This is a genomic window from Ramlibacter sp. Leaf400 (assembly GCF_001424545.1).
GTDB lineage: Bacteria > Pseudomonadota > Gammaproteobacteria > Burkholderiales > Burkholderiaceae_C > Ramlibacter.
This window is the reverse complement of sequence record NZ_LMQL01000012.1, coordinates 287,104-302,422: the sequence shown is the minus strand read 5'-3', so window position 1 is coordinate 302,422 and position 15,319 is coordinate 287,104. Positions and strand designations below refer to the sequence as shown.

The window sequence follows — 15,319 nt, the reverse complement described above, 5'->3', positions numbered from 1 at the left end:
TTCGACGAAATCAGCTTGTATAGACAACTCGCCACCGAACCGGAGCCGCCGATGTCCGACCTATCGCAAACCCCTCTTCTCGCCGCGGGCCCGCGGCCGGTGCGCGCCCCGCAGGGGACGCAGCTGAGCTGCGCCAACTGGCAGATCGAGGCCGCGTACCGCATGGCCCAGAACAACCTGGACCCCGCCGTCGCCGAAAACCCCGATGCCCTCGTCGTCTACGGCGGCATCGGCAAGGCCGCGCGCAACTGGCCCAGCTTCGAGGCCATCCTGGAATCGCTGCGCCGCCTGCAGCCGGACGAGACCCTGCTCATCCAGTCGGGCAAGCCGGTCGGCGTGTTCCGCACGCACGCCGGCGCCCCCCGGGTGCTGCTCGCCAACTCCAACCTGGTGCCGCGCTGGGCCACCTGGGAGCACTTCAACGAGCTCGACCGCAAGGGCTTGATGATGTACGGGCAGATGACGGCGGGCAGCTGGATCTACATCGGCAGCCAGGGCATCGTGCAGGGCACCTATGAAACCTTCGTCGAGGCCGGGCGACAGCACTACGGCGGCGACCTGGCCGGGCGCTGGGTGCTGACGGCGGGGCTGGGCGGCATGGGCGGCGCCCAGCCGCTGGCCGCTTCCTTTGCCGGCGCCTGTTCGCTCAACATCGAGTGCCAGCAGTCGCGCATCGACTTTCGCCTGCGCACCCGCTACCTGGACAAGCAGGCCGGGGACCTGGACGAGGCGCTGGAGCTCATCCGCCACCACACGACCCGCAAGGAGGCCGTCTCCATCGGCCTGTGCGGCAACGCCGCCGAGATCGTTCCCGAGCTGGCGCGGCGCGCGCAGGCCGGCGGGCTGCGCCCCGACATCGTCACCGACCAGACCTCCGCGCACGACACGATCAACGGATACCTGCCGATCGGCTGGACGGTCGAGGAATGGCAGGCAGCGCAGAAGGACCCCGCGCAGCACGCGCGCCTGATGCAGGCGGCCGGAAAGTCCTGCGCCGAGCACGTCCGGGCGATGCTGGCCTTCCACGCCATGGGCATCCCCACGGTCGACTACGGCAACAACCTGCGCCAGGTGGCGCAGGATTTCGGCGTGGACGACGCCTTCGCCTATCCGGGGTTCGTCCCGGCGTACATCCGCCCGCTGTTCTGCCGCGGCGTCGGCCCGTTCCGCTGGGTGGCCCTGTCCGGCGATCCCGAGGACATCCGCAGGACCGACGCGAAGATGAAGGAGCTGTTCCCGGGCAACCGCCACCTGCACCGCTGGCTGGACATGGCCCAGGATCGCATCGGCTTCCAGGGCCTGCCGGCGCGCATCTGCTGGATCGGCCTGGGCGAGAGGCACCTGGCCGGCCTCGCCTTCAACGAGATGGTGAAGAACGGCGAGCTTAAGGCGCCCATCGTGATCGGGCGCGACCACCTCGACAGCGGCTCGGTGGCCTCGCCCAACCGCGAGACCGAGGCGATGCAGGACGGCAGCGATGCGGTCAGCGACTGGCCGCTGCTCAACGCGCTGCTCAACACCGCCAGCGGCGCCTCCTGGGTCAGCCTCCACCATGGGGGCGGCGTCGGCATGGGCTACTCGCAGCACGCCGGCGTGGTGATCGTCTGCGACGGCACGGCCGACGCGGCGCAGAAGATCGAGCGCGTGCTCTGGAACGATCCGGCCACCGGCGTGATGCGCCACGCCGATGCCGGCTACGAGATCGCCCGGGAGTGCGCGCGCGAGCATGGCCTGCAACTCCCGATGGTGGAGTGAGCGTGCAGGAACGGGAAACCCTCGTCGCCGGCGAGATCACGCTGCCCCAGCTGCGCCGCCTGTCCACCGGCCCCGGGCATCCGGTGCAGCTCGATCCGCGCTGCCGTGGCGCCATCCGTGCCAGCGCCGAGCTGGTGCGGCGCGCCGCCTCCGGCGAGGCGCCTGTCTATGGCGTCAACACCGGGTTCGGCAAGCTGGCCACGCAGCGAATCGCGCACGATGACCTCGCGCTGCTGCAGCTGAAACTGCTGCGCTCGCACGCGGTCGGCGTGGGCGAGCCGCTGTCCGGGCGCGTGGTGCGCCTGATCCTGCTGCTCAAGGCGGCCAGCCTGGCGCGCGGCTACTCCGGCGTGCGCGAGGAAGTGGTCGACGGGCTGCTTGCGCTCTACAACCGCGGCGTGGTGCCGGTGATCCCCTGCCAGGGCTCGGTCGGCGCGTCCGGCGACCTCGCACCGCTGGCGCACCTGTGCCTCCCCCTGATCGGGGAAGGCGAGGCTTTCCACGACGGTCAGCGCATGCCGGGCGACCAGGCGCTGGAGCGGGCAGGGCTGCGGCCGCTGCGGCTCGGCGCGAAGGAAGGCCTGGCGCTCATCAACGGCACGCAGGTCTCGACCGCGCTCGCGATCGACGCGCTGCTCGGCCTGGAAAGGCTCTTCGAGTCGGCGGTGATCACCGGCGCCCTGACACTCGACGCGGCGCGCGGCAGCGACGGTCCCTTCGATCCGCGCATCCATGCGGTGCGCGGCCAGCCGGGCCAGGTGGACTGCGCCGCGGCGTACCGGGCCCTGATGGAGGGCAGTGCGATCCGCCGCTCGCACCTGGAAGGCGACGATCGCGTGCAGGATCCCTATTGCCTGCGCTGCCAGCCGCAGGTGATGGGCGCGTGCCTGGACCAGATGCGCCACGCCACCCAGGTGCTGATGCGCGAGGCGAATGCGGTGACCGACAACCCGCTGGTGTTCGCCGAGGGCGGTGCGATGGTGTCGGGCGGCAACTTCCACGCCGAGCCGGTGGCGCTGGCCGCCGACGCGCTGGCCGTGGCGATCGCCGAGATCGGCGCGATCTCCGAACGGCGCGTCGCCATGCTGGTGGACACCGTGGTGTCGCGCCTGCCGCCCTTCCTGACGCCGGAGCCGGGCCTCAACTCCGGGTTCATGATCGTGCACGTCACGGCCGCCGCGCTCGCTTCGGAGAACAAGTCCCTGGCGCATCCGGCCAGCGTGGACAGCCTGCCCACCTCCGCCAACCAGGAGGACCACGTGAGCATGGCCACCTTCGCGGCGCGCCGGCTGCAACCCATGTTGAAGAACACGGCGCACATCGTGGCGATCGAGCTGCTCGCCGCCGCCCAGGGGATCGAGTTCCTGCGGCCGCTCGCCAGTTCGCCGGCGCTGGAAGGCGTGATGCGCCTGGTGCGCAGCATCTCGCCGGCCATGATGTCCGACCGCAGCCTGGCGCGCGACATCGAGGCCATGCACCACCTGGTGGCGGGGGGCGACATCGGCCACGCCACCGAGCAGCACATCGCCGAACTGCAGGCCTTGCGCCTGGCATGAAGCATGACGGCAGCGATTCCCACCCATCCCCCCTCTGGAGACCTCGCATGAAGAAGTTGCTCACCCTCACTCTGCTGGCCCTGGTCGCCGCCGTCGCGCACGCGCAGGAGACCAAGGTCGCGATCGGACTGTCCGGCTGGACGGGCTTCGCGCCGCTCACGCTGGCCAAGGAGGCCGGCATCTTCAAGAAGCACGGGCTCGACGTGACCCTGCGCAAGATCCCGCAGAAGGACCGGCACCTGGCCATCGCCTCCGGCGACGTGCAGTGCGCCGCGACCACCGTGGAGACCTGGATCGTCTGGAACGCCAATGGCGTGGCCACCACCCAGATCTTCCAGCTGGACAAGTCCTACGGCGCCGACGGCATGGTGGTCAAGGGCGACATCGGGAAGATCGGCGACCTGAAGGGCAAGACCATCGCCGCCAGCGCGCCCGGCACCGCGCCGTACTTCACCATGGCCTGGATGCTGAAGAAGAACGGCCTCTCGCCCAAGGACGTGAAGGTCGTCAACCTGGAGCCGCAGGCCGCCGCCAACGCCATCATCGCCGGCACCGCCGGCCTCGATGCGGCCATGACCTACGAGCCGTACCTGTCGGCGGTCCGTGCCAAGCCCGAAGCCGGCAAGATCATCGCCACCACGCTCGACTACCCGATGGTGATGGACACCTTCGGCTGCACGCCGAAGTTCCTGGCCGAGAACCCCAAGGCTGGCAAGGCGCTGGCCGACAGCTACTTCGAGGCGGTGGAGATGGTCCGGCGCGATCCGAAGAAGAGCTTCGAGATCATGGGCGCGGACGTGAAGCAGACCGCCGAGCAATTCGAGGCCAGCCAGAAGTACCTGCGCTGGCAGGACCGCGAGTCGAACCTGAAGTTCTTCGCCGGCGAGCACGCCGCCTTCAGCAAGGAAGCCGCCGAGCTGCTGCTGGAAGCGGGCGTCATCAAGCAGATCCCCGACCTGGCCAAGCTGGCGGACACGCGTTTCCTGAAATGAACAAGCGTCATTCCCGCGCAGGCGGGGATGGCGGGAATCTCCCATGAAACCTCTCGCACCTGTCGAACCCGCAACGCGCGTCGTTCTCGGCGTCTCGTTCTTCGTGGTCTTCCTTGCGGCCTGGGCCGCCGTCACTTTCGGCGGCCTGGTGCCCAGGACCTTCCTGGCCGACCCGCTCACCATGCTGCAGTCCGGCTGGACGCTGCTGGCCAAGCATGGCTTCCTCGCCGACATCGGCATGACGGTGTGGCGGGTGGTGGGCGGCTTCCTGATCGCGACCGCCATCGCGGTGCCGCTGGGGGTGGTGATGGGGGCGTACAAGCCGATCGAGGCGTTCTTCGAGCCCTTCGTCAGCTTCGCGCGCTACCTGCCGGCCTCCGCCTTCATCCCGCTGCTGATCCTGTGGGCTGGCATCGGCGAAGCGCAGAAGCTGGCGGTGATCTTCATCGGCTCCTTCTTCCAGCTCGTGCTGATGATCGCGGTGAGCGTGGGGAACACCCGGCGCGACCTGGTGGAGGCGGCGTACACGCTGGGCGCGCTGGACCGGGGCGTCGTCACCCGCGTGCTGCTGCCTGCCAGCGCGCCGGAAATCGCGGAAACCCTGCGCATGGTGCTCGGCTGGGCCTGGACCTACGTGATCGTGGCCGAGCTGATCGGCGCCTCCAGCGGCATCGGCCACATGATCACCGACAGCCAGGCGCTGCTGGCCACCGACCAGATCATCTTCGGCATCATCGTCATCGGCCTGATCGGGCTGGTGACGGACTTCGCCTTCAAGGCGGGCAACCGCAAGCTCTTTCCATGGGCGCAACTGAAATGAAACGCGACGACCTCGCCCTGGGCAGCGTGTCCCCCACGCTGCAGATCACCGGCGTCGGCAAGACCTTCGCCGGCGGCACCGTCGCCCTGCAGGCGACCGACCTCGCGGTGGCGGAGAACGACTTCATCACCATCCTGGGCCCGTCCGGCTGCGGCAAGAGCACGCTGCTGCGGATGGTGGCCGGCCTGGACACGCCCACGGGCGGCCGCATCACGCTGGATGGCCGCACGGTGTCCGGCCCCGGCGCCGACCGCGGCATGGTGTTCCAGAGCTACACCCTGTTCCCCTGGCTGACGGTGCTGCAGAACGTCTGCTTCGGCCTGCGCGAAAAGGGCATGCCGCTGGCCGAGCAGCACGACATCGCGCACCGCTTCATCGGCAAGGTCGGCCTGAAGGGGTTCGGGAACCACTATCCCAAGCAGCTGTCCGGCGGCATGCAGCAACGCACGGCCCTGGCCCGCGCGCTGGCCAACAACCCCCGCATCCTGCTGATGGACGAGCCCTTCGGCGCGCTGGACCACCAGACCCGCGAACTCATGCAGGAGCTGCTGCTGGGCATCTGGGAGGACGAACGCAAGACGGTGCTGTTCGTCACCCACGACATCGACGAGGCGATCTTCATGGGCAACCGGGTGGTGGTGATGAGCGCGCGGCCGGGCCGCATCAAGTGCGACATCCCCGTGCCGCTGCCGCATCCGCGCCACTACGCGATGAAGACCATGCCGGACTTCGCCGAGCTGAAGGCGCGGCTGACGGAGGAGATTCGGATCGAGGTGCAGCGCGCGGCGGGGCTGGTGTGAGACCTTGACTGAACAGCTGGTGCCGATTGTCGGGATCGAACTGACGACCTACCGCTTTCTCGGCGACGTGCGAATCGGAGGTTTCAACGGTGAACACGGCGTCGAACTCGTCAGGCGGCTGACGCCGGAGTTGTACCGGCTGAGATGTTCGACGAATGCGTCGACTGGTTGAATCCGCCACCCTTTGCGGACATTCAAGGGCACGGCTGCCCATTTGACCTGGGATGAGTCCTCTTCGGTGGCTCGGCACGCGCGCAACCGCACGCGTCGACGTCGGTGTCGATCAGGTGCCGCAATTCACCGGCTTTCGACGCTTCGTTGGCAATGACGTCGTCCAGCGCCCTGATCGTCTTCCAGCAGGCACCCAGACGCTGCTCGTCGGCCTGCATAGCTCTTCGAAGTCGATGCAGGTCGTCCAGGTATTCGACCCTGCGCAGCCACTCGTCGAGCAGCTCCGCTCTGCTCCTGCCGGTGCAGATCGTCATGACAGCCTCCGTTGCATGGCCCACCAGAACACTTGGCGTTCCTCTGACTGAGTTCCGCCAGCCGGCGCTCAGGTCGCCTGACGTTGTCGGATCAGCAGGCCCGGCGCGCGGCAGCCAGCACGGCCCGCCGGCCGTTGCTGTCGCGGCGCTCGATCAGGCTCAGCATGTCCCGCTCCCACGGCAGCATCGCCCGGCCAGGCTCGCCTGCCACCCACGTCGGCAGACAGCGCATGCACCGCACGCCCCACGGCGTGTTGTGAAGGCACGCGGGCCGCTGCGGCTCGGGCGTGCGCTCTTCGACACACAAGTTCCTCATGGCTGGAAATCGATCTCGCTCGCCTCGACGGTGCCGCTGCCGGTCAGCTGACCCCGGGCCCGGACCGTCGCACCGTTCACGAGGCTGGCGGCGAGGGTGCCGTCCTTCTCCTGCGTCAGGCCCGGCGTGTAATGGAAGGTGACGCCGCGCACGACGAACGTCCGGGCGGCCAGGTTCACGGAGGACACCGTGCCGCGCGCATCGACCTGCGAGTCACCGCCCCCGTCGTCGAGTTCGATCCTTCGCGCCACCAGCACGTTGTTGGCGATCGCGCCTTCGACTTCCACGCGCAAGCCGACCGGCAGCACGGTGCCGGCGGGCAGGCGGGACACGTCGATGGCCACGCCGTTGACGCTGAAGCTGGTGCCGCTCTGCAGCAGGATGCCTTCCACCTCGGACTCGTCGCAATCCTCGATGCGCGAGCGCAACTCGACGCGCGTGACAAGCCACTGGCCGCCCGCGTTGGGCGTGGTGCTGGTGCGCACGCGAACGAACTGCCCCTCGGCTAGGCCCGCGTCCGGCAGCCGGTCGGCGGGCGTGCCTGCATAGGCGAACGTGGCAGTGCCGACCCGGAAGCTCCTGGCCGCAGTGTCCAGCCCGGTCACGAAGCCGCGCACCTTGAATTCGCTCGTCGTGTCTTCGCGCTCGATGCGCGACGCAGTCACCACGCCCCCCGCGCCGGCGAATCCAGAGACTTCGAGCACGTCGCCGATCGCGATGCCCGCGAACGAGGTGCCCTCGAAGACGGTTGCCGCGTCCACCTTCACCGTCTGCCCGAACACCACCAGCGTGTCCGGGGCGGTCCTGGATTCGACGGGACCCTTGATCTGGCTCTCAACCGTGATGGTGGTCGCCGTGGCCAGGGGCAACGAGCCCGCTGTACCGGGCGTGACGCTGCCGCCCCGCACGCTCACCACCATGCCCAGGCGCAGGTCCTGCGTGCCCAGCACCTTGTCGCCGTCCTCGTCCACGATGCGCGCTGCGTTGTCCTCGTAGCGCACGCCATTGACGATGACGGAGCCGAAGCCGGTGATGCGACCGGTGGAGAACGATCCGGTCCCTCCGGTGTCGACGCCGGCCACGTCACCCCCAGCGCCACCACCTCCCCCGCCGCCGCACGACGGAAGAACGACGAGGCCCGCCGAGGCGAGCAGCGTTACGAGGGCCAGCCGGCGAGGGATGCGCGGCGAGTCAGTCGGGAAGGTCGTCTTCTTCATGCTGTTGCTCCTTCGAGGGCGTAGGACGGTGTGGGACCTGTTGATCGGTCGGCCGTGACATTGGACCGGTGTAGGCGAAGAATCCGATGCGCACGCGCTGGTCTGCCCTGCGCTCGGCAGCCTTGTCCGCATCCACCAGGGCCTGCAGAGCGGGGGCGATGGCGTGCAGCAGGCGTTGCCATTCGGCGCTGACGAGCGTCCGGACCGCGGCAAGCGAGTCCTGCGAGAGTTCGTCGGCAAAGAGCGCCTGCTCGAACTGCCGGCTGCCGTCGGCCAGCACGTTCTCGACGGCTGCGCGGAGGTGGTCGCCGACGTTCGCGCCGAGGAACGCCAGCATTCGGTCCACGTCGGCGCGGGGCACGAAGGCGCGATCGACCAGGTGCACGCGGTGGCCCTCGTCGACGCGGGCGAGGCCGAGGCGGGTGAGTTCCTCCAGCAGGGTACGTGGATGCACGTCGCGCGTGACCGACTGCGCCAGCGTCTCGAAGCTCGGGGCCGGGCCGTTCACCGGAAGCACCAGCGGCGCCCCATCGGCATCGCGCAGGGCCGGGTCGGAGAGCCAGCGCGTGAAGGCTTGGGTCGGCGGCGACGGCCGCGCGGGTGTCACGCCGTCCTGGCCCTTCTGCATCAGGCGGGTGACCTCGCGCCGGTTCAGGCCCGTCGTGGCGCTGATCCGGCTGACGGCCCGGCCTGCCGCCGCGCCGGGATGGGCGTCGCGCGCCGCCTCGACGTAGCTCTGCTTGAGCAACTCGGCGACTTCGGCGAACGGCAGGCCCCGGCCAACGGCCAGCCGGGCCAGGGGTCGCAGCACGGCTTGGCACGCCTCGATCAGCGGCTGCCCGCTCAGGGGCGCCACAGCGATGGGCGATCCATCGGCGAGTGGAGTCGCGGTGCCGGAGGCGTGCAGGGGGTCGCGAAGAGGCATGTCGGGATATGGGCGTTGGGCTGGAGTGTAAATGTGCAAATCGCACAGTCAAGAGAAATGTGCAAGCTGCACATGCCAACTCATCTTGACGGCGCTGCCGACTACCCGCGGTGGAGCTCGCGGGCGTAGGATCCTGCCAGCCGACAAGGGGAGCACCATGAGCTGGCAGACATGGATTGCGTACGCAACAGTGGTCTTCGCGGTGATCATCACGCCTGGACCGGCTGCAGCTCTGTGCATGACCCATGCATCCGTGAACGGCAGCTTGCGCACGCTCTTCACGATCGGCGGACTTCTTCTCTCTTCGCTGGCACTGATCGGTGCCTCGGCTGCAGGACTCGGCGCTGCACTGGCCACCTCGGGGACGCTGTTCACGATGATCAAACTGGCAGGTGCGGCTTACCTGGTGTATCTGGGGATTCGGATCTGGCGCTCTCCACCCGCCCGTCCCCGCCAGGACCCGGCACCAGCCGCGAACGGCGTGCGCCAGTCACCCGTTCAGCTGCTGCGAACTGGTTTCCTCGTGGGCCTCAGCAATCCAAAGGACCTTCTTTTCTTCGGAGCGCTCTTTCCCCAGTTCATGAATCCCGACGGGGATGCCTGGCACCAACTCGTGGTGCTCACGGTGACGTGGTTGGTCGTCGCGGGTTCGCTCATGTTCAGCTATGCATTGGCCGGCTTCCAGCTGGCTGCCGCGCTCGGCAGATTGGGCCCCCGCAATCTTTTCAACAGAGTCACGGGTGGAGCCTTGATCGCTGCGGGAGCCTTCCTCGCAATGTTCAGGCGGTCGGGCAGCTGACCCGCTCGGATGTTCGACACCATGCGGCACAAACTGGGAGCACCGCATCACCGGGCGGGAGGATAGCCGCCGACGGCGAGAGCCTCGGCGAAATCCTGGCTGTCCTGGTCCGACATGATCTTGACGAGCCTTCTTTCGACGTCGACATCGACCTTCGCTCTGGCGTCGATAAGACGGCAGATCAATTTCACGGTGCTGGCGCAGTGCCCACATGTCATGTCCGGGATGGTCAGTTCAATCACGGCTTTCCTTAAGAGTAAGCCGTGCATCGTCATGGTTGCCACGATGGCAATGTCAAGTAGAAGGCGGGGCGAGAGCGCCGTCAGGGCGATGTCCGCGCTCGAAGTGACGCTCAGTCGAAATGTCCGAGGCCGGCCAGCACGAATGCCGCGTCGCGGGACGCGGGCGATGACGCCCCCATTTATCGCCCGCATGCCTCCACCACCTAGCGCGCGCCTGCGACATGGCGACGTGATCACCGCATTCCAGGCTCGATGAACTGGACCGAGAAGCAGAACCAAGCGCTTTCGGCCCGCTGGTACTGCACGACAAAGGCTTGACGTTGACATCGTGTCAATCCCGAGACTTCGTTCCATTCCGGTGAATTGACCTCATCGAGGTCAGCCGGAATCCAGCCGAAAGCTGGCCAACCTGGAAGAGGTCCCATCATGCAAAAGTCCATCATCGCCATCCTGCTGCTGTCCTCCGCTGCCGCGTTCGCCAACGAAGCCGCCGACGAGCAGGCCAACCGCACCGCCTTCTCCGGCTCGCTGTCCCGAGCCGAAGTCAACGCCGGCATTGCCCAGGCGAAGGCCGACGGCAACCTGCGCTTCGACGAGTACGCGAGCAACCAGCAGAAGGCCGACGGCTCCAGCCGCAGCCGTGCCGAAGTCCGCGGCGAAGCCATTCAGGCCGCCCGCACCCGCGTCATCCACGAGCAGATGTGACTGATGTGCAAGCCCAAGGCGCGTGGCGTCGGTAGACGCCGCCACCGCCGGGCGAGGTACTCGCCATGGAGTCGCAGCACACCAACGCCAGGCCGGTCGCCGCACCGGCCCAGGCGGACGTCCTGCTGTTCCGGCAGGTCAAGCAGGCGATCGTCGACCGGTGCACCCCGGGCGCTCCTCAGCACCAGCCTATAGGAGCTTCGTGCCCAACGGAACCGGCTGGTCCGGCACGCACAAAGCGACTTCGCCCTTCTCGTTGTGAAAGCCTGTCACCAGGCACTCCGACATGAGCGGCCCGATTTGTTTCTTGGGGAAGTTCACGACGGCCACCACCAGCTTGCCGACCAGATCCTCCGGCCGGTAGAGATCCGTGATCTGCGCGCTGGACTTCCGGATGCCAATCTCCGGACCGAAATCCACCTGCAGCACGTACGCAGGCTTGCGAGCTTCCGCAAACACCTGCGCGGTCAGAACCTTCCCAACCCTCAGTTCCACCCGCGCGAAATCGTTCCACGAGATCACTTCCATCGCTCGTCTCCGTCATTGTGGGCCTCAGGGGAAGCCCGCTTTCACGCGGCCAGCAGGAACTGCGCATACATGCGCGCCGTTTGGGACGGGGCCTCCATCATCGGAAGGTGGCCCACGCCAGGCAGGACATACGTCGATGCGCCGGGCAGCAGGCGACGAATCGAGAGCACGCCGGAGACATCGAACAGCTGATCGCTCTCGCCCCAGAACACTGCCGTCCGCTTACGGAGCTCGCCCAGGCGCTGCTCGAGAAGGTAGCGGTCCTCGAGCTGTTCGCTCCAGATCCGCAAGTTCGAGTCCGCCAATGCGATGGCTTGCGTCCGAGCGCCATGCAAGACGGGATACGGCAGGAAGGGGGGTCTCTTGAACAAGAGCCTGAGCATGCTCGCAAACTCGGCCCGCGAGCGCGGGACCAAAGGAGCGCGTCCTGCATCAATCAGCGAGTCCATGACACTGGGCCGCACCGTTCGCAGGCCATGGGGGGCCCCAACGAAAGCTACGCTACGGACCTGTTCCGGACGCCGGAGGGCCAGCAGGGCTGCCAAGGTTCCTCCCATGGAACTGCCGGCCACGTGAAGCTCAGGCAAGCCGAGTGCTTCGACGAACTGTTCCAGCCGCTCGACCTGGGATGCGTAGTCGTACCTCTCACTCGCCAGTCGACTGCTCGCTCCAAAGCCTGGGAGATCGGGCACGATCACTCGGTAGCGCGATGTGAGGCGCCGCGCAAAATCATTCCAGTGGTCCTTCTCGCCGAAGATGCCATGCAGCAACAGCACGGTATCTCCGCGCCCACCAGCAAGGTAGTGCACCTCGTGCGATCCAACCCTGATTCGATGGGCAGAAAGCCGCGCTGTTGCCCGGTGGCCAGCTCTGAGTACGGGTAGACAGACACCCGGAAGTCCATACCAAGCGGTCGCGCCTGCGGCGGCGAGGCCTGCGAACACGAGCACACTCACTGTTGCTGCACTCCATTTTTCGCACTGCGGCCGGCGGCCGCGCCAATCAGGCGGTGGTAGAAGGTAATCATCTCGACGTAGTTGTTGATGGAAATCCGCTCGTTCGTGCCGTGGAACCGCAAGAGGTCGTTCTCGCGCGCCCGCACCGGGGAGAAGCGGAACACCTGCTCGGCCAGCGGCTGCATATGGCGTGCGTCCGTCGCACCCACCATGAGGCCGGGAGAAACGACGGTTCCGGGGAACACCTCGCGAATCGTGGTTGCGACGTGACGGTAGGCGTCGGAGCTCGTCCCTGATACCGGTGAAGCCTCCGAGGCGAAGCCGCTGCGCCGGACCTTGATGGCTGGATTCGCAACAACGGTCTCGGTGTGGCGCAGGACGTCTTCTTGAGTGTCACCCGGCAAGATGCGGACGTTCACGAAGCCTTCGGCTTGCGCAGGCACCACGTTGACCTTGTTGCCGGCACGCACGACGGTCAACGCCGCCGTAGTGCGCGTCAGCGCGTTCGAGCTCCGATCCTTTTCGAGCTGCTGCTTGATCAGAGGCGCGAACAACCACAGGTTCGAAAGCAACACACGATTCGGCCACGGCATCTCGGGCGCGAGCGTGTCGAACATCTCAGCCGCGACGCCAGAGACGGCGTTCGGCATTGGCGTGCGCTCCAGGCGTGCCAGCGCATCGCTGAGCATGCCAATGGCCGTCTCGCGCGGGGGCATGGAGGAGTGGCCTGGATGATCATGAGCTGTAAGGGCCATCGTCATGATCCCTTTCTCGGCGATACCCACGAGTGCCGCGGGCTTGTCCAAGCCCCGGATGACTCCTTCAGTGATCAGCGTGCCTTCGTCGATCACGAACTCCAGTTTCACGTCGCGAGTGGCCAGGAGCTCCGCGACTTTCTTCGCGCCGTTCTCGCCCCCAAGCTCCTCATCGTGACCCGCTACCAGGTAGACGGTCCGCGCAGGCTGGAAGCCCTGCGCAACCAGCGCCTCGATGGCCTCGAGCATCGAAAGCAGGTTGCCCTTGTTGTCCCAGGCACCTCGACCCCAGATGAATCCGTCGCGCACGATGCCAGCGAAGGGGTCCACCTCCCAGTCCTTCTCAGTACCCTCGGCGATCGGCACCACGTCCTGGTGCGCTACGAGCATGATGGCCTTGGCTCCAAGGTCCGTGCCCCGCCACGTGTAGAGCAGGCTGTGCCCGGCGACAACTTCACGCTGGAGCGCTTGATGCGCGCGTGGGAACGCTTGCTCGAGGTAAGCGCGCAACTTGACGAATTCGTCCGCGGATGCGTCGGGGCGCTCGTCGTAGCTGATGGTGCGGATCCGCACAGACTCGGCAAGACGCTGCGCAGCCGCATCACCGTCCACCTGGAGGCGGGCGACCGGCTGAACCTCCAACTGCTTGCTTTGCTTGCGCAAGGTGTTCGCGATCAGCAGCAGGGCGAGCGCGAGGACCGCAAGAGCGATGAACAAAAGGGCACGGCGCACCATCACACACCTCCTACCAGCGCAGCACGTTCGATTTGGGCCTCCGCGCGAGCGATCCGCTCACGTTGCATGTCCCTGAGCCTGGCCACCCTCTCAGGCCCAGCTTTCTCGGGAGAACCGCAGTCGAACGGCGGTTGTGGGTCGTACTCGAACGCGAGTTGCAGAGTTCGGGCCATTTCCTCTCCAGCGAGCTCGGCAGCGAGTTGCAGCGCGAAGTCGATGCCTGCCGTGACGCCGCCTCCAGAAATCCGGTTTCTATCTCGGACGATGCGCGCTTCAACCGGGATTGCACCGAATCGAGTGAGGTACTTGCGCCACATCCAATGACAGGCAGAGCGGTATCCCACCAACAGCCCAGCCGCGCCAAGCACCAGCGCGCCATTGCACACTGAGGTGACGTACCGCGCCCCGCTGCCCTGCCGTTTCAGGAAACCAAGGGTCTGTTCATCGGTGAGCTGATCGGCGATCCCGAATCCACCTGGCACGCAGAGCACATCGAGTTGGGGGCACTCGTCGAAGGTGGAGGTGGGCTCAATAGAAAAGCCGACATCCGTCATCACCGGGGCCCTGTCCTTCCAGACGAGGTGGACCTTCGCTTCGGGAACGCGGCTCAGGATCTGCGCAGGCCCGGTGAGGTCCAGCTGGGTGACATGAGGAAAGAGAAGGAACCCGATGTGGAGCGGCATGGTCGTTCTCCGGTGTTTGACGGCGTGAGCATCGCTCCGTAGGCTGGCGGCAGCAATGTCTTGTTTCCCACCATTCCTGCCATGTCCCGTCGCGTCGATGTCCTCATCTTTCCCGGGTTCCAATTGTTGGACGCCGCCGGTCCTGTCGCGGCCTTTGAGGCTGCACGGGGCTACGAACTCCATGTGATTTCCGCAGCCGGCGGCCCCGTGCGCAGCTCTTCAGGCGTGAGCTGGCTCGCGGAAGGGATCCCCCGCGGCGACCGCGACACGCTGCTGGTCTCGGGCGGAGAAGGGGTAGACGCCGCCACGCTCGACGAAGCCCTGGTGAAGCTGCTTCGGCGGGCGTCGCGGAAGTGGGGCCGCGTCTCCAGCGTGTGCTCGGGGAGCTTGCTGCTCGCGGCTGGAGGCCTCCTGGATGGCCGCACCGCGACGACTCACTGGTCACGGACCGCCCAGTTCGAGCGGCAATTTCCCCAAGTTCAGTTGCAACCGGAACGCATCTTCGTCCACGACGGGCCGATCTGGACCAGCGCCGGGGTGACCGCTGGTATCGACCTGGCCCTCGCGATCATCGGGCACGACCTGGGCCCGGATGCCGCGCGTGCCGTAGCCCAGGAGCTGGTGGTCTACTACCGCCGGCCTGGCGGCCAGTCGCAGTTCTCGGCCTTGCTCTCCATGCAGGGCGACCGAAACCGGTTTGAGGCCCTTCTCGACCATGTGCGCAAGAACCTCGCGCAGCGCCATAACGTCGAGGACATGGCAGCCCAAGCGTGCATGAGTCCGCGTCACTTCGCCCGCGCTTTCCATGAGGAGACCGGATACACGCCGGCAAAAGCAGTGGAACGCTTGCGGGTCGAGGCTGCGCGGTCTGCCCTCGAAATCCCCGGCGCCTCCGTCCAACGCATTGCTGTCGAGTGCGGCTTCGGGGATCCCGAGCGCATGCGCCGCAGCTTCATCCGACTGCTCGGTGTCCCCCCATCCACCCTCCGGCGCGCGGCGCCTCGGAATTGACAGCACGCGGCGGCCGGAACACAGTTTCCCTCCCAGCGT

General features: G+C 67.0%; 16 protein-coding genes and 1 pseudogene. 9 read left to right on the top strand and 8 right to left on the bottom strand.

Going from position 1 to position 15,319, the window contains the following annotated elements:
• The first annotated feature begins 51 nt into the window (after nucleotides 1–51).
• The 6 genes and pseudogenes from hutU (at nucleotide 52) to ASG30_RS22665 (ending at nucleotide 6,095) form a co-directional block, all read left to right on the top strand.
• Nucleotides 52–1,755 (top strand): urocanate hydratase, encoded by a 1,704-nt coding sequence (gene hutU, locus ASG30_RS17240; RefSeq protein WP_055899491.1) that lies wholly within the window; start codon nucleotides 52–54, stop codon nucleotides 1,753–1,755.
• Between the two features lie 2 nt (nucleotides 1,756–1,757).
• Nucleotides 1,758–3,311 (top strand): histidine ammonia-lyase, encoded by a 1,554-nt coding sequence (hutH, locus tag ASG30_RS17235; protein WP_156385592.1) that lies wholly within the window; start codon nucleotides 1,758–1,760, stop codon nucleotides 3,309–3,311.
• Nucleotides 3,312–3,358: 47 nt separating this feature from the next.
• Nucleotides 3,359–4,303, top strand: a complete 945-nt coding sequence (locus ASG30_RS17230; RefSeq protein ID WP_055899485.1) for an ABC transporter substrate-binding protein — start codon at nucleotides 3,359–3,361, stop codon at nucleotides 4,301–4,303.
• Nucleotides 4,304–4,316: 13 nt separating this feature from the next.
• A pseudogene (locus tag ASG30_RS17225) lies at nucleotides 4,317–5,123 on the top strand (ABC transporter permease); the annotation flags it as partial.
• Nucleotides 5,120–5,923 (top strand): ABC transporter ATP-binding protein, encoded by an 804-nt coding sequence (locus tag ASG30_RS17220; protein ID WP_055899479.1) that lies wholly within the window; start codon nucleotides 5,120–5,122, stop codon nucleotides 5,921–5,923. The pseudogene ASG30_RS17225 and the gene ASG30_RS17220, both read left to right, overlap by 4 nt.
• A gap of 4 nt (nucleotides 5,924–5,927) precedes the next feature.
• Nucleotides 5,928–6,095 (top strand): hypothetical protein, encoded by a 168-nt coding sequence (locus ASG30_RS22665; RefSeq protein WP_156385591.1) that lies wholly within the window; start codon nucleotides 5,928–5,930, stop codon nucleotides 6,093–6,095.
• Nucleotides 6,096–6,117: 22 nt separating this feature from the next.
• On the opposite strand, the gene ASG30_RS17215 is transcribed toward ASG30_RS22665, so the two are convergent.
• The 3 genes from ASG30_RS17215 to ASG30_RS17205 form a co-directional block, all read right to left on the bottom strand.
• Complete coding sequence (locus tag ASG30_RS17215; RefSeq protein ID WP_055899476.1) at nucleotides 6,118–6,408, bottom strand: hypothetical protein; 291 nt, start codon at nucleotides 6,406–6,408, stop codon at nucleotides 6,118–6,120.
• A gap of 312 nt (nucleotides 6,409–6,720) precedes the next feature.
• Complete coding sequence (locus ASG30_RS17210) at nucleotides 6,721–7,941, bottom strand: DUF5666 domain-containing protein (protein ID WP_156385590.1); 1,221 nt, start codon at nucleotides 7,939–7,941, stop codon at nucleotides 6,721–6,723.
• Nucleotides 7,916–8,866 (bottom strand): DUF6502 family protein, encoded by a 951-nt coding sequence (locus ASG30_RS17205; protein ID WP_200947317.1) that lies wholly within the window; start codon nucleotides 8,864–8,866, stop codon nucleotides 7,916–7,918. The genes ASG30_RS17210 and ASG30_RS17205 overlap by 26 nt, the downstream gene beginning before the upstream one ends.
• A gap of 157 nt (nucleotides 8,867–9,023) precedes the next feature.
• Here ASG30_RS17205 and ASG30_RS22250 point away from each other — a divergent pair, with 157 nt between their 5' ends.
• Nucleotides 9,024–9,665 (top strand): LysE family translocator, encoded by a 642-nt coding sequence (locus tag ASG30_RS22250; protein ID WP_162243750.1) that lies wholly within the window; start codon nucleotides 9,024–9,026, stop codon nucleotides 9,663–9,665.
• 47 nt (nucleotides 9,666–9,712) lie between these two features.
• Here ASG30_RS22250 and ASG30_RS17195 read toward each other — a convergent pair whose 3' ends face one another.
• Nucleotides 9,713–9,907 (bottom strand): heavy-metal-associated domain-containing protein, encoded by a 195-nt coding sequence (locus tag ASG30_RS17195; RefSeq protein WP_200947316.1) that lies wholly within the window; start codon nucleotides 9,905–9,907, stop codon nucleotides 9,713–9,715.
• A gap of 426 nt (nucleotides 9,908–10,333) precedes the next feature.
• On the opposite strand from ASG30_RS17195, the gene ASG30_RS17190 reads away from it, so the two are divergent.
• The gene (locus ASG30_RS17190) at nucleotides 10,334–10,612 is read left to right on the top strand and encodes a DUF4148 domain-containing protein (RefSeq protein ID WP_055899469.1); all 279 of its coding nucleotides are present in this window, start codon (nucleotides 10,334–10,336) and stop codon (nucleotides 10,610–10,612) included.
• Nucleotides 10,613–10,801: 189 nt separating this feature from the next.
• Here ASG30_RS17190 and ASG30_RS17185 read toward each other — a convergent pair whose 3' ends face one another.
• The 4 genes from ASG30_RS17185 to ASG30_RS17170 form a co-directional block, all read right to left on the bottom strand.
• Nucleotides 10,802–11,140, bottom strand: coding sequence for a tRNA-binding protein (locus tag ASG30_RS17185; RefSeq protein WP_055899467.1), 339 nt, complete (start codon nucleotides 11,138–11,140; stop codon nucleotides 10,802–10,804).
• A gap of 41 nt (nucleotides 11,141–11,181) precedes the next feature.
• A complete protein-coding gene (locus ASG30_RS17180) occupies nucleotides 11,182–11,916 on the bottom strand; it encodes an alpha/beta fold hydrolase (protein WP_235579827.1) in 735 nt (244 codons plus the stop codon).
• 176 nt (nucleotides 11,917–12,092) lie between these two features.
• Nucleotides 12,093–13,586: a M20 family peptidase gene (locus tag ASG30_RS17175; RefSeq protein WP_055899463.1), complete on the bottom strand. Its 1,494-nt coding sequence runs from the start codon at nucleotides 13,584–13,586 to the stop codon at nucleotides 12,093–12,095.
• Nucleotides 13,586–14,269, bottom strand: a complete 684-nt coding sequence (locus tag ASG30_RS17170) for a DJ-1/PfpI family protein (RefSeq protein ID WP_055899461.1) — start codon at nucleotides 14,267–14,269, stop codon at nucleotides 13,586–13,588. The genes ASG30_RS17175 and ASG30_RS17170 overlap by 1 nt, the downstream gene beginning before the upstream one ends.
• A gap of 81 nt (nucleotides 14,270–14,350) precedes the next feature.
• On the opposite strand from ASG30_RS17170, the gene ASG30_RS17165 reads away from it, so the two are divergent.
• Nucleotides 14,351–15,280 carry a GlxA family transcriptional regulator gene (locus ASG30_RS17165; protein ID WP_055899459.1) on the top strand — a complete coding sequence of 310 codons (930 nt, stop codon included), beginning with the start codon at nucleotides 14,351–14,353 and terminating at the stop codon, nucleotides 15,278–15,280.
• The last annotated feature ends 39 nt before the right edge of the window (nucleotides 15,281–15,319 follow it).